12 protein-coding genes are annotated in these 12002 nt (G+C 44.6%); 2 read left to right on the top strand and 10 right to left on the bottom strand.

Annotation, left to right across the window (positions count from 1 at the left end):
- Window positions 1-204 precede the first annotated feature (204 nt).
- From QUB16_RS31515 to QUB16_RS31500, 4 genes are all read right to left on the bottom strand, one after another.
- The gene (locus tag QUB16_RS31515) at window positions 205-2118 is read right to left on the bottom strand and encodes an aminopeptidase P family protein (protein ID WP_333322191.1); all 1914 of its coding nucleotides are present in this window, start codon (window positions 2116-2118) and stop codon (window positions 205-207) included.
- Window positions 2119-2134: 16 nt separating this feature from the next.
- The gene (locus QUB16_RS31510; protein WP_333322190.1) at window positions 2135-3304 is read right to left on the bottom strand and encodes a pyridoxal phosphate-dependent aminotransferase; all 1170 of its coding nucleotides are present in this window, start codon (window positions 3302-3304) and stop codon (window positions 2135-2137) included.
- Between the two features lie 113 nt (window positions 3305-3417).
- Window positions 3418-3750: a XisI protein gene (locus QUB16_RS31505; RefSeq protein WP_333291072.1), complete on the bottom strand. Its 333-nt coding sequence runs from the start codon at window positions 3748-3750 to the stop codon at window positions 3418-3420.
- Complete coding sequence (locus tag QUB16_RS31500; RefSeq protein ID WP_333322188.1) at window positions 3738-4157, bottom strand: XisH family protein; 420 nt, start codon at window positions 4155-4157, stop codon at window positions 3738-3740. The genes QUB16_RS31505 and QUB16_RS31500 overlap by 13 nt, the downstream gene beginning before the upstream one ends.
- 166 nt (window positions 4158-4323) lie before the next feature.
- On the opposite strand from QUB16_RS31500, the gene QUB16_RS31495 reads away from it, so the two are divergent.
- The gene (locus QUB16_RS31495; protein ID WP_333056752.1) at window positions 4324-4899 is read left to right on the top strand and encodes a Uma2 family endonuclease; all 576 of its coding nucleotides are present in this window, start codon (window positions 4324-4326) and stop codon (window positions 4897-4899) included.
- A gap of 31 nt (window positions 4900-4930) precedes the next feature.
- On the opposite strand, the gene QUB16_RS31490 is transcribed toward QUB16_RS31495, so the two are convergent.
- The 5 genes from QUB16_RS31490 to QUB16_RS31470 all read right to left on the bottom strand — a co-directional run bounded on the left by QUB16_RS31490 (window position 4931) and on the right by QUB16_RS31470 (window position 11174).
- On the bottom strand, window positions 4931-7993 hold the full coding sequence (locus QUB16_RS31490; RefSeq protein WP_333322186.1) for an SMC family ATPase: 3063 nt from the start codon (window positions 7991-7993) through the stop codon (window positions 4931-4933).
- A gap of 244 nt (window positions 7994-8237) precedes the next feature.
- The gene (locus tag QUB16_RS31485) at window positions 8238-9413 is read right to left on the bottom strand and encodes an exonuclease SbcCD subunit D (protein WP_333322183.1); all 1176 of its coding nucleotides are present in this window, start codon (window positions 9411-9413) and stop codon (window positions 8238-8240) included.
- 43 nt (window positions 9414-9456) lie between these two features.
- Window positions 9457-9798 (bottom strand): DUF5615 family PIN-like protein, encoded by a 342-nt coding sequence (locus QUB16_RS31480; protein ID WP_333039224.1) that lies wholly within the window; start codon window positions 9796-9798, stop codon window positions 9457-9459.
- Between the two features lie 3 nt (window positions 9799-9801).
- Window positions 9802-10128: a DUF433 domain-containing protein gene (locus QUB16_RS31475; RefSeq protein ID WP_333281911.1), complete on the bottom strand. Its 327-nt coding sequence runs from the start codon at window positions 10126-10128 to the stop codon at window positions 9802-9804.
- A 152-nt stretch (window positions 10129-10280) separates the two neighbouring features.
- Entirely contained in the window at window positions 10281-11174 is an 894-nt protein-coding gene (locus tag QUB16_RS31470; RefSeq protein ID WP_333322181.1) for an ion channel, read from the bottom strand.
- A gap of 112 nt (window positions 11175-11286) precedes the next feature.
- On the opposite strand from QUB16_RS31470, the gene QUB16_RS31465 reads away from it, so the two are divergent.
- Entirely contained in the window at window positions 11287-11631 is a 345-nt protein-coding gene (locus tag QUB16_RS31465) for a hypothetical protein (RefSeq protein WP_333322180.1), read from the top strand.
- A gap of 172 nt (window positions 11632-11803) precedes the next feature.
- On the opposite strand, the gene QUB16_RS31460 is transcribed toward QUB16_RS31465, so the two are convergent.
- Window positions 11804-12002 (bottom strand): hypothetical protein (locus QUB16_RS31460; RefSeq protein WP_333322178.1); only part of this gene is annotated, 199 nt, incomplete at its 5' end.

Genomic DNA, 12002 nt, shown 5'->3' with positions numbered 1-12002 from the left:
CGATCGCTGGCCACTTTTGGGCTAGCTTTACTGTTTCTTTTATTCATAACCGGCGTGCGACGCCGGTGGAACGCTCTTAAGAGGACTAATGAGTTCTTCAGTCCTCTTAAGAGGACTTTCGCTTTGAGACAGGGGTTTCAACCCCTGTCGGACTTTCGGTTTGACCTTAAGTTGACATCTATGAGCATTGCAGTGTCCTCGGTATCATTCCGGTGCAACCGGAATTGATATCACACAGGGTGCGGCGGCTTTTTTCAACCATTCAATTGCTGCTCCATCAAGTACGGGTTCCAGTTTCTCGACTACAGCAGCATGATAGTTATTCAACCATGCGAGTTGAGTCTTTGACAGCCGATCGACATTTATTAATTTGCGCTCAAACGGAATATACGTCAGCGATTCAAATCCGTACCAAACCGTACTGTTTTTGGATGGCATTTCCCTGACAACATAGAGATTTTCGATGCGAATTCCGCCCCATCCTGGTTCGTAATATCCCGGTTCGATGCTCGTTACCATTCCGGCTTCTAGGGGATATTGTACCGATTTGCTGATGCCGTTTGGCCCTTCGTGACCGGCTAAAAACGCGCCGACTCCGTGCCCTGTACCGTGTCCGTAGTCTAGCTGTTCTTGCCATAATACCGCACGGGCGATCGCATCTAATTGCGCTCCCGTTGTTCCTTTGGGGAATTGCTGCATTGCACAGTTGATGTGCGCGATTAACACTGTGGTGTAGTGTTCTATTTGTAGCGCCGTCGGTTCTCCGATACTTACTGTTCTCGTATCGTCGGTTGTACCTGCTAAATATTGTGCGCCTGAGTCCAATAACAGCAGTTCGCCCGGTTTTAACGTTATTTCAGGGCTGGGGGTTCCGTAATGTACGATCGAGCTATTGGCTCCCGCACCGGCGATCGTTCTAAAAGTTAAAGTCTGAAAATCTGTTTCTTGCTGGTAAAAATTTTCGATGCTTTCTTTGACATCAAACTCGGTAACTACATTACCATTTTCTAGCTGTTCTGTCAACCACTTTAAAGCCAAAGTTTTCGCTCGACTTGCTTTGAAATTGGCTGATTTCATCTGCTCAATTTCTACGGGATTTTTGCGAGCTTTCATCCCTTCTACCGGATGTGTCTCAAAAACTATTTCGATGTTGTAAAACTGCGCTTCTTGATGGTTTAATATTAACTGGTACGTGCCTGCTGTGCTGTGTTTCGGGTCTAAAAGTACCCGAACTTTATGTGGCAAATTTACGCAAGTTTCTAATGTATGCGGATAGTCTGCGTAGGGAAGCAAAGTTACATCCGCCCGCAATTCTTGCTTGATTTCTAGCGAAATTCGTTCGGGATTTGTAAACAAAAACGCTGAATCTGTGGTGACAATGGCATAGGATATGAAAATGGGAATGTGGGGAATATCCGAGCCTCGGAGATTGAACAGCCACGCTATTTGATTCAGGTTGGTAATTGGAAGCACATCAATGTTGGCTTTTTGCATCGCTTCCCTGACTCTGGCTAATTTTTCGGCGGCGGTTTCTCCTGTCAGGGATACAGGTAAGCTAAATATGGGCTCTGCATCAATTGCGGGTAAAGTCTCTGCTGTTTGCCAAGGAGTTTGCGATCGCACTTTGTCTGTCAAATTCTCCGGGATTGGTATGAGCTCAATCTCCGCCGTTGCAAATTTTTTCACCCAATTTTGATATTGCTCTGTCGCTACGGTAAATGGGTCAAAACCAAGGCGAATTTTCCTTGATTTTTCGGCCGATTCTACAGCCAGTTTTTCTAAAGTTTCAATTAAGGTTAAATTTCCTTCTAACCCGAGTTTCGATATTTGAATAATTCCCGTATCGACTTGCAATTCGGCTTGTTCGTAATAGCGGGAATCCACAAACAACCAAGCGGAATCTTTGCCAACCAACAAATCACCAGCGGAACCCGTAAAACCGCACATCCAAGCCCGCCGCTGCTTAGCTGCTGGAACTGATAAATTTAAGTGTTCGTCAACCGCTGGGATTAAATAGCAATCTAATTCGTAATCTGCCATCAAATCGCGCAAATCTGCCAGTTTGGCAGCGGAGGTATCTTGAATATTTGTATTTGCTTTCAAGTTCGTGGCAACCATTTTTAAATTTCCTATTTTACTTGTTTAAAATTGTCTTCAAACCTTTAACTAATCTCCTAATACCTGCGGTGGCGGTTGCTTTCTCCAAAGCACCGTAAGCAACGCGCAAATAGCAGCCGTTATCCATGCCGAAGGTTGTACCGGGAAGCACTGCTACATGATATTCGCGAATTAATTGTTCTACTAATTCCATTGTATCGAGTTCAGTATCAACTTTCAAGAAAAAGTAGAAGGCTCCGGCGGCTGGGGAAATTGTACACAAGTTTTGGATAGTATTGAGTTCGTCTAATACGAGTTGGCGCACAGATGCGATCGCCCTTACATAATTATCGCAGTAACCTCTACCAACTTGCAAGGCTCCCAGGGCTGCATACTGAGAAATTACCGGCGGACAAATCAAGATTGTATCTTGAATCTTTCTCACAGAAACGAGCAAGTGTTCTGGGATTACCATATACCCGATCCGCCAACTCGCAAAACCGTAGGCTTTGGAGAGGCTAAACAGAGAAATAGTATGTTCGCTGCTGTTGGGAAAAGCGGCGGGCGAACAGTGTTTTACGCCGTTATAAGTAAAATATTCGTAAGCTTCATCGCTGATGTGATAGATGTTGTGCTGGCGACAAATTTCGTTAACTTCCCGGAGTGCTTCGCCCGGATAAACGACGCCAGTTGGGTTGTTAGGTGAAACGGTGACGATGGCTCGCGTTTTGTCGGTAATTGCTTTTTTTATAGCATCGATATTAAGTTGATAGTTGGCGTCGGTTTCTACTATCACTGGTCGGCAATTTGCCATAATTGCCGCCATTTCGTGATTGAAGTAATAAGGTGATTGGATAATAACTTCGTCTCCCGCAGAAGTGATGGCGAGAATAGCGTTGGTAAATCCCATGTTGCTGCCTGCGGTAACGACAATGCAGTTTGTGCTGTTAATTTCTATGTCGTTATCGGTTTTAAGTTTGGCTGCAATAGCATCTTGTAATTGTGGAATTCCTTCCACGGCTTTGTATTTGTGATTATCGGGATTTGCAAAGAATTCGGGGATTTTTTCAAATGATTCTTGTGGCGGATTGTAGTAAACTACGCCTTGTCCTAATGATATCGTTCCCGGATTTTGGCGAATCAGTTCGCCAACTACTGGAATTATGGGCGACTGTACCGATTGCATTCTAGTGGGGTAATTTTTCATATAATATTTGTTTCTTGGGGCGTTAAGTAGATTGACAGAACTTACAGATTAGAACCCCGAAGTATTGCAGAAGTCGGGGTTGTGGGGATTTTTTTTTGAGATTATTTAATGATTTACGCTATCGCAAATCCAGTAAATTGCCGTACATAAGGCGCTCGAAATCCCAACACAATATCTGTTTGAGGGACTCCAAATTCTAGAAATTGATTGGCAATTCCTACTTCCGTAAAATCGCGCTGAATCCAAATCTTTCCATCTTTGATATCAACATGAATGGGACATCCATGAATTCGTTCTTCATCCCGCCATCCCACATACAACAATAAATAGCGGTCGCGTTCCGTATCGAAAACAATTTCAGTGGTTTCTACATCTTGCTCAGACTGCTCTGTCGCGTGTTGATGTATGACTTTCTGAACTAACTGGCGATAATCTAATCTTTCCATAATGTTATCTCCTGTCCCTTCACATGAAAAACCAGCATCTTTATTTGATATCGTTCTAACACAGTTTGAACAAACGAGTCTGTAAAAAAATCTTGATAGATATCTGTAGGCACTGCCAAATACAGCACTCGTTCTGATTCCAATTTTTCCAATGCTACTCGATAATTAAGAAATTGACCAACAGCCGTATGGAATTCTGACAGCGCCGACAAGCCCACAAAACTTTTTACTTCTACTGCTATTTTTTGCCTCCCCTTTTCGGCAGAAAGTAATTTCTCTCCTCCCAAATCTATCTGCATTTTTACTTGAGAAGTTACTTTTAGAAACAGAGGATCGTGAGTAATTGTCCATCCATCTTTCTCCAAAGCCGCACGTACTGTGTTGTGAAAGATATCTTTGGCTGACATGATTTAAAAAACTGTTTTACTATATTCAAAAAGTATCTATTGCGATAATTATAACTTAGCAAGTGCCGACAAACAAGTAAAAAGTCTAAATTTTTGACTAAATTATAGATTGAAAATAGCGATCGTGCTAAAATGAAATATCAGCTCATAACAGGAGAAAGTTCCTATGTCAACGATGACTGTCAAAGATGTTGAGCAAGTTCAAACCGCTTTTTCCGAAGCGGGTTTAGATTACCAAATTGAACTAGAAGACGGGAGACTTTCAATTATGGGCCCATCTGACATCGTATCCAGTGAAATCAGCAGCCGTCTCATTGCCTTTCTTTTCGCTTGGGTAAATCCCCGCCGTCTCGGACGAGTTTTTGACTCCGCAGGCGGCTTTATTATGCCAGATACTAACGTCAAAGCGCCCGATGTTTCCTTTGTGCGCGCCGCACGATTGCGCCAAAGTCCGCGTTATTTTGGACAGTTGGTTCCCGATTTGGTGGTAGAGATTAAGTCTCAAAGCGATCGCACGCAGCCTATCGAAACCAAGGTTTTGAAGTTTGTTGAGCTCGGAGCGATTGTTGGAATTGCGATCGATCCTGATGCAGAAACAGTGAAGATTTATCGAGCGGCTGGCGAACCACAAATTTTACAAAATGGCGATATCTTAACATTACCAGAACTTTTCCCTGGTTGGGAATTGCCCGTTTCAGAATTGTGGCCTCCTATCTTTACAGAAGAAGAAACACAATTCTAGACAAACTACAATATATCGAAAAAGTAGAGACTTAAACTCTTTCAACTTCTATTCTAGAACCTTGGGGGGATTTAGACACTTTAACTTGTGCGGGCAATCTTTCGCCCAATTCTCGAACGTGGGTAATCACTCCAATCAGCCTGTCTCGCTGCCGCAAAGATTCTAGAATTTGAGTAACGCTTTCGAGAGTTTCGGTATCTAAAGTACCAAATCCTTCATCGAGAAACAAGCTGCCCAAGTGAGCTCCTTGAGACAGTTTTTCTGACAAAGCTAAAGCCATTGATAAGGAAGTGGCAAAGGTTTCGCCGCCCGAAAGAGTGCGGACTCGTCTAGCTTCGCCGCCGTTCCAATTATCGGCTACCCAGTATTCGCCGTCTTGGTTTTTTAGTTTGTAGCGATTTTCGGTTAATTCTTGCAAAATCAATGTGGCGCTGCCGACTAATTCTGCTTCTAAATGTTCTAGAATGTAAGATTGAAATTCGTTGGATTTGAGATTCTGCGCTAAGGTGTGATAAGTTTGCTCTTGTTCTGTGAAATTTGTGATTTGCTGTGACAGTCTTTCGGCTTGTTCGAGATTTTGGGCTGCTACTTGAATCCAAGCTAACAGTTCGGCGCGGTTGTTGTTGGCTTGTTTGAGGTTTTCTTGGGCGGTATGTTTTGCCGTTAGCGCAGCCCTCGGAGAGGATCGCACTTGTGCTAAATTATTCTCATCGGTAGTTCTGCCTGCGATCGCCTCGCTCAAATCTTTTGCCCGCGTTTCTAACTGAATTTTTGATTCGCGGTGAGAGCGAATAGCATTTTCCCAGTCTGATTGTTCCTTAACAGTCGCAACCGCTGCTAAAAATGTCTCTTCTGTGAAATCAGCCGCCGTTAATTTTGCTGACCAATCCAGGTTTAGCTGCTGTTTCTGGGCTTGGGCTTGCCCAAAAGCCTCTCCAGCTTGTTGCTCTCTCTCTGCTGCTTGAATAACCTTATTTTGAGCAGTTTGATAGGATTTTTCGGCAACTTTTAGCAGATTTGCCAAGTCTTGCTTGTCTTGTTCTAAGACTTTTGCTAAATTAGCATAAGGTTGATATTCCGTAATTTGATAAAGCGCATTTACACAACTTTGGAACTGCTGCTGGCGGCGGTCTGATTCGGCGATCGCATCTTGATATTCTTGCTGTTTAGCTGCTTGAGTCGCCACCGCAAAATTAAATCTTTCCTGAAAATTATCATATTCCAATGATGCCAGTTGGAACTGCTGTTCGGTTTCGCGGTATTGGCGATCGCTCTCTTTAAGGATTGCCAACTCCTGCTGCAACCCCAAGCTTTCCCACTGAGGATTTTCCAGAACTTGAGTGATTTGCTGCTGCAATTCGGCAACTCTATTCGCAGTTAATTCGAGCATTTGAGCAATTTCCGACTCTTTTTGCTGGCAAGCTGAAGCTGTACTTTTTGCCTCAGCAGCCAACCTTTGAGCATCTTGAAAAAGCTGATTTGCCGCCGCAAATTTCCGCCGCAAACCAGCGACATCGACAATATTAGAATCTGGCAAAGGAGGGAGGCTCTCGCTCTCAGGATGCACCCCCCCGCACACCGGGCAAGTATCGCCAGAATTAAGCGACATTCTGATAGCAGCCACACTCTCTAAACGTGCCGCTTCCGCATTAGCAGTTTCCGCCACTTCTAACTCGCGGCTGCACTCTTTTAGCCTGAGTTCAACTGCTTCTAAATTAGTGGTAGCCTTCACATAATTTTTTTGAGCGATTTCCTTTTGGGCCAGAGATTTATCCAACTGTTCTTGCTGACTCTTTTGCTGCTTGGTAAGTAGCTGAAGTTCCATCAATAAGGGTGAAATTTGCTGCAATTGCTCTAAACGCTTTCCTCCCCGCGCATACTGTTCGAGCTGTGCCGCTGCTTGAGTAACTCGAAAACCCGCACCTTGAATTTTAGTGTTAGCAGTTTGCAGGTCTTTATCTGCTGCCATAAAAAGGCGGAGTTTTTCCTGTTGAATTTTTTGGGCCAGCGCCACTTCTTTTTCTAATTGAGCGCGCTGTTCTTCATATACTTTAGCAGTAGCTAGAGCATCTTCGCGAGCCTTAATTTGTGGCGCTAGCACCTCTTCTTTGGCTTTTGCCGCGTCAAGTTGCTGCTGCTCTACTGCCAGCTCAGAGCGAGCTTTAATTAACTGCTTTCGCGCTGCCACCGAGGCACTTTGGGCAGTTTCATACTGACTGCGAGCCGATCGCACTAAAGCCCAATCTCCCTGTAAATGATTGGCAGCTTGCGCTCTTTCTAAACGCTGTGCTAAAATTGTAACCTCGGCGGAATTAGCATTTAATTTAGCCAGTTGTTGTTGCAGCTCTTGCCAGCGAGCGAGTTGCGAAAATAGCTGTTCCTCTTCATCTAGATCCTTCTGAGCTTTCATAACGGCGCGATCGAGCTCAGGCAACTGCTGCTCTAAAATCACAAGTTGCGATCGTCTTTGATCCACCTCATCCGCCGTCGGCGCACTTAACTCACCTAGCTGCCTTTCCACCATTTCCCGTTCCTGTTTCAGCAGCTTTGCGAGTTCATTTGTTTCCTTCCGCATCTGCTCAAAAATCTCAAATCCGGCTAGCTGTCGCAAAATTTCCCGGCGTTTTGATGTATCCCCTTTAATAAACTCATCAAACTTGCCTTGAGGTAGAACAATTGCTCGCGTAAAAGTATCAAAATCCATTCCTAAAATCTGTTCAATGGTATTTTGAACAGCAACGATACTCGTCCCCAAAGTTTCCCATTGGCCATTTTGCCAGTTGTCCAAAATCACCTTATTTTCGGGAGATTTCGGACGGAAACGCCACCTTCGCGTCACCCGATACTGTGCCGAACCCACAGCAAAACGCAACTGCACTTTTAAATTTTCGCTGCCTTGACTCGCCAAATCACTTACTTGTTTGCCACTGCGAGTAGTAGTGCCAAAAAGAGCGTAAGTCATGGCATCTAGCAGTGAAGATTTGCCCGCACCTGTAGCACCAGTAATTGCAAACAAATCGAGTTGAGAAAAATCTAAACGCTGTTCGCGGTGGAAGCTGGTAAATCCTTCGAGAATAAGTTCGAGTGGACGCATACTGATTTTAGATTTGGGATTTGGGGTTTTAGATTGTTATATTCAGGTCTACTGTCTTCCTTCTACAGTCTTCCCGATCCCCCCTAACCCCCCTTAACAAGGGGGGAACAAGAGTATTATCAAAGTCCCCCTTCTTAAGGGGGATTTAGGGGGATCTAGACTCAACTACAAGCGACATTGAGCGTGGGTTTCAGTCTTAAAACTATGTGAAATTTGAGAGTGTAGGTTGTATCTTTTTACCCATTTAATTGTTAACTGTTTCCTTAAACTTCTTGTACAAATTTTTAAATTCCTCCAATACTGCCGGTTTCGGTGTCGTTCCCAATCGGTTTTGGTAATAGTTGCAAAACTCGGCTGCCGGATCGAAATTATTGGGATCGATATTAGTTATTTCGGTTGGTTCTAGCGCTGCATCTGGATAGCGCGGTTCAATTAACAGCGCTTGAGAACAGATTTGGCGCACTCGATCGGCAAGTCCGATTTGCGGACTGTCCAGTTCGACAATTACTTTCAAGAAACCCGGATGATACTGATGAGCTTGTAAAGTTTCATCGAGATTGTCGTTATGACATTTAAGCACTTTTAACGGCTTGTGGCAAGCCACAGGCTTAAATTCCACCTTTGGCTGACTTCCCGGCTCCACTTCTATCAAGCAAAATCCTTTTTCCTGTTCCGCTTCTCCAAAATCTAACTGAATCAAAGAACCGGAATAATAAGCGGGAGAAGTCTCAGAAATCCGCTGGTGAATGTGGATGTGTCCGAGGGCAACATACTGAGCTTCTGGCGGCAGAGTTTCCGATGAGAGCAGGTATTTTTCTCGCGTGTAATAAGCGACTTCGGATTTTGCCAATCGAGCGCCGTCAATGCTCATGTGTCCCATGAGAAAATTGACAGTATTGTCTCTAAACTCCCTGGTTAAATCTTCTAGTAAATATGCTACGATTTCGCGGTAATCTTTTCGGCGATCGGCATCGCCAGACTGCCAGAGAGAATTAGCATCTAACAGTCTTTGTTCGGAAGCAAAAGGCATCGCTCCCACACAAAGTTTACCACTTTTTGTATTGAGAGTAATCGTGCCGCCGTCGGCGGAAAGCCTGGGTTTGCCTAAAGCGCGCACACCGGCGAGGGAAAGCAATTGCGCGATGCTGTCGATGCGGGATGCCGAATCGTGATTACCGGCGATCGCAATTGCGGGAATTCCTGCCGCTTGGAGTTCGCAGAAAAAGTTATAAGCAATGCGTTCGGCGTAAGCGGGAGGGTTTGGTACGTCGAAAATGTCGCCTGCGACGAGCACAGCATCGACATCCAAGGCTTTTGCTTGCTTCAAAATCTGTTCGAGGGCGATCGCAATTTCAAAAGTGCGATCGATCCCTCGGAAACGCCGCCCTAAATGCCAGTCAGCAGTATGAATTATTCGCATAGTACAAGTGAATTTCAGACTCGATGTATTCTATCACTTATATTCAGTCCGACGGACGGTTAACTCGAATCAGCATACCTCTCAAAGTTTCCAGATTAGAAATAGCCTCATTAATCCGCGCCGCCAGCCGCTGCCAATTTTGATCGCTCGTGCATACAATAATCCCATTATGGTCAGAACTTAACCTGTGCAGTCGAATAAAATCTGGTCGGTTTAGTGTCACAATGGCGCGATTCGTGCTAACAGCAAAAGCTAGAACTTCTTCATCAGGAATCTTTTGATTGGCCTTCCCCGCTTCTTGAACTGTAAGGACATCATGCCCAAAATTACGCAGTATTTTTACGACCGGAAGAGGGTATTGTTCATCTGCATAAATACGCGCCACAGTTTATGCCTCTTCTTGTTCTCTAATTGCTCGGTCTATCTCATCCACGTGTGCCTCAGCATAAGCAAAACCATTTACTAAATCGGCAGCACTGAGATCGGGATGACCTTCTAAAATATGAGCATCGCTAGCACCTTGACGCCGATAACTTATCAACAGCCAAACAGGAATCCGCGTTTGTCGGATACAGGCTTCGCCACCCATTACACCAGGAGTCTTTTGAATTCCCGACCAAAAATTGCTTAAACTTTGGGCTAGTAATTGTATAGCTTGAGCTTTTTCTTCGGAACTTAATGCAAGGAGTTGCGGTTGTAATTCTTTTAGTGTCATATTCGTTATTCGTACTAAGTAGTAAACACATATAATTGGGATCACTCCTCAAACTATTTTAGCACTTACCATCCCAAATTGTATTCAATATATTTCCTTACTAATCCTAGCGTACTGCACACCCAACTCGATAAAAATGTAACTCAAAACTTTCATTCAACAGGCTTCACCTCGTGAAACCGAGTATAATCAACCACCCGCCCTCCCGTCGCCGATTTCAAAAGAATATCTACAAACCGCATATTCCACATAATTTCAGACGCCACAAAAGAATGTCGCGCATGAATAGTTTGCGAAACTGTTTCGTCAATTCCTGTTAACGTAATTACAATTTCTGCTTGGTGTTCCATCAAGTCTTGGGCAGTAAGTTGGTACAAAGGACTGCTCTCCTCAATTGCGTGCATAACCGTCCAAGTTAATGCAAAAACCGGAGAGTGACTCCGCATCAATTGCAAATCGTAAAAACGCCGCATAAATTCTCCTTCCGATGTTACCTCGTCGCGGATCAAAGTTGCTCGCTGCTGCGCTTCTAAAATTTGGTTAAAACGCTGATTTGCAGTGCGGTACATCAGAGTCGGAACGCCGTTAAAAGGAGCGATCGCAGCTACGCGGCTGAAGATAACTCTAGCTGTTGGTCTGGAAAATCTCGAAAAAGCCAGTCCCGTTACCATCGCCACTCCCCACAAACCAAAAAGCGCTTGGATCGCGACTATAGTATTAGCGTAATCCGTGCGCGGATACATAGAACCGTAGCCGATCGTCGCCATTGTTTGCACGCTGAAATAAAAGGCATCTGGGAAAGAACCCGGCCGCGCGTTAGCAATGCAATCTCCTCCCGCCAAGTAAGCTAAGGCAAATAAAGAATTTGTGACTGTATAGGAGAGACAAATCAGCATGAAAAATTGTGGCCAAGAAAGAGTTAGTAGCCTGTGGTAGAGGTCGGCAAAATGCAGGCGAGGTACTCCCAACTTGACAATATTTAAGGGGAATTGTCCTTTGCGACTGACTAAACGAGCCTGTAGCTGGTGGTTGCGGTGAGTTTTCATTGCGATTTGTAACTCCTGCTGTTTCAATTTGTAACTATTGCTTGGAGCGGGAAAAGTTATCCTTTAGACTGATTTCTGATTCCAAAAATTCGGATACAAGCGGAGTTTAGAAATGGTTGAGCTTAACTGGCATGACTATCTCGTTATGGTTTCTTTTGTGGCTTCTATTGCGGGTTTAGTCCTGCTGGGTGATAATCGCAACTCGCAGCCAACGGACGATTCCCTACGGGATAGCTTCGCTTCACGCACTTTGAGCGAAGAAATCCTAATCAAGATGAGCTTTACTTACTGGATAGTGTACTGCATCTCTTTTTTCGGGCTAAAACTTCACCTACCAGAGGATAGCTGGTTATTGCTCAGTTTGAAGCTGACTACGGTTCTTTCTTACTTGTTGACTGCTTCTAGCATACTCAGCCTGCCGCTGCAACGCATGGCTGTCCGACGAGTTGAAGATTAACAAAAGGTGTTTGTAGTGAGGACTTCAGTTCTTTCGATCGCGGTGAAGAAAAACTAAAGTCCTGACTGCAAAGCTATTGGAGTTATATTACCGGGCAATAAGCTCACAGCTAGCTGTGAGCTTGTTTAATGGTTTATTATCTCAGGGATGCAGACTAACGCGCCCAAAATGGCTAGGGTCGATCGCACTCATACTTGAAATTGCCACTCTCTTCCTGCTTTCCCTGGGCTGCGGCAATCTCAACGAGTATCCCTTGGCGAAGCCGGCGCGTTACGGCATAGCAGTAGGCCACGAACTTAGGATCGCGAATTAAATAACTTACAATTTTAATTGTTATTGTGGGATGGGCGTCCCGCCCGTCCAAAAAGGAC

Origin of the sequence: Microcoleus sp. D3_18a_C4, assembly GCF_036702415.1 — a bacterium.
Classification (GTDB): domain Bacteria; phylum Cyanobacteriota; class Cyanobacteriia; order Cyanobacteriales; family Microcoleaceae; genus Microcoleus.
This window is presented reverse-complemented; position numbering and strand designations above follow the sequence as displayed.

Bases quoted from the DNA above. Each gene is read 5' to 3' on its own strand.
- QUB16_RS31515 (WP_333322191.1), bottom strand. From the start codon at position 2,118: ATGGTTGCCACGAACTTGAAAGCAAATACAAATATTCAAGATACCTCC.
- QUB16_RS31510 (WP_333322190.1), bottom strand. From the start codon at position 3,304: ATGAAAAATTACCCCACTAGAATGCAATCGGTACAGTCGCCCATAATT.
- QUB16_RS31505 (WP_333291072.1), bottom strand. From the start codon at position 3,750: ATGGAAAGATTAGATTATCGCCAGTTAGTTCAGAAAGTCATACATCAA.
- QUB16_RS31500 (WP_333322188.1), bottom strand. From the start codon at position 4,157: ATGTCAGCCAAAGATATCTTTCACAACACAGTACGTGCGGCTTTGGAG.
- QUB16_RS31495 (WP_333056752.1), top strand. From the start codon at position 4,324: ATGTCAACGATGACTGTCAAAGATGTTGAGCAAGTTCAAACCGCTTTT.
- QUB16_RS31490 (WP_333322186.1), bottom strand. From the start codon at position 7,993: ATGCGTCCACTCGAACTTATTCTCGAAGGATTTACCAGCTTCCACCGC.
- QUB16_RS31485 (WP_333322183.1), bottom strand. From the start codon at position 9,413: ATGCGAATAATTCATACTGCTGACTGGCATTTAGGGCGGCGTTTCCGA.
- QUB16_RS31475 (WP_333281911.1), bottom strand. From the start codon at position 10,128: ATGACACTAAAAGAATTACAACCGCAACTCCTTGCATTAAGTTCCGAA.
- QUB16_RS31470 (WP_333322181.1), bottom strand. From the start codon at position 11,174: ATGAAAACTCACCGCAACCACCAGCTACAGGCTCGTTTAGTCAGTCGC.
- QUB16_RS31465 (WP_333322180.1), top strand. From the start codon at position 11,287: ATGGTTGAGCTTAACTGGCATGACTATCTCGTTATGGTTTCTTTTGTG.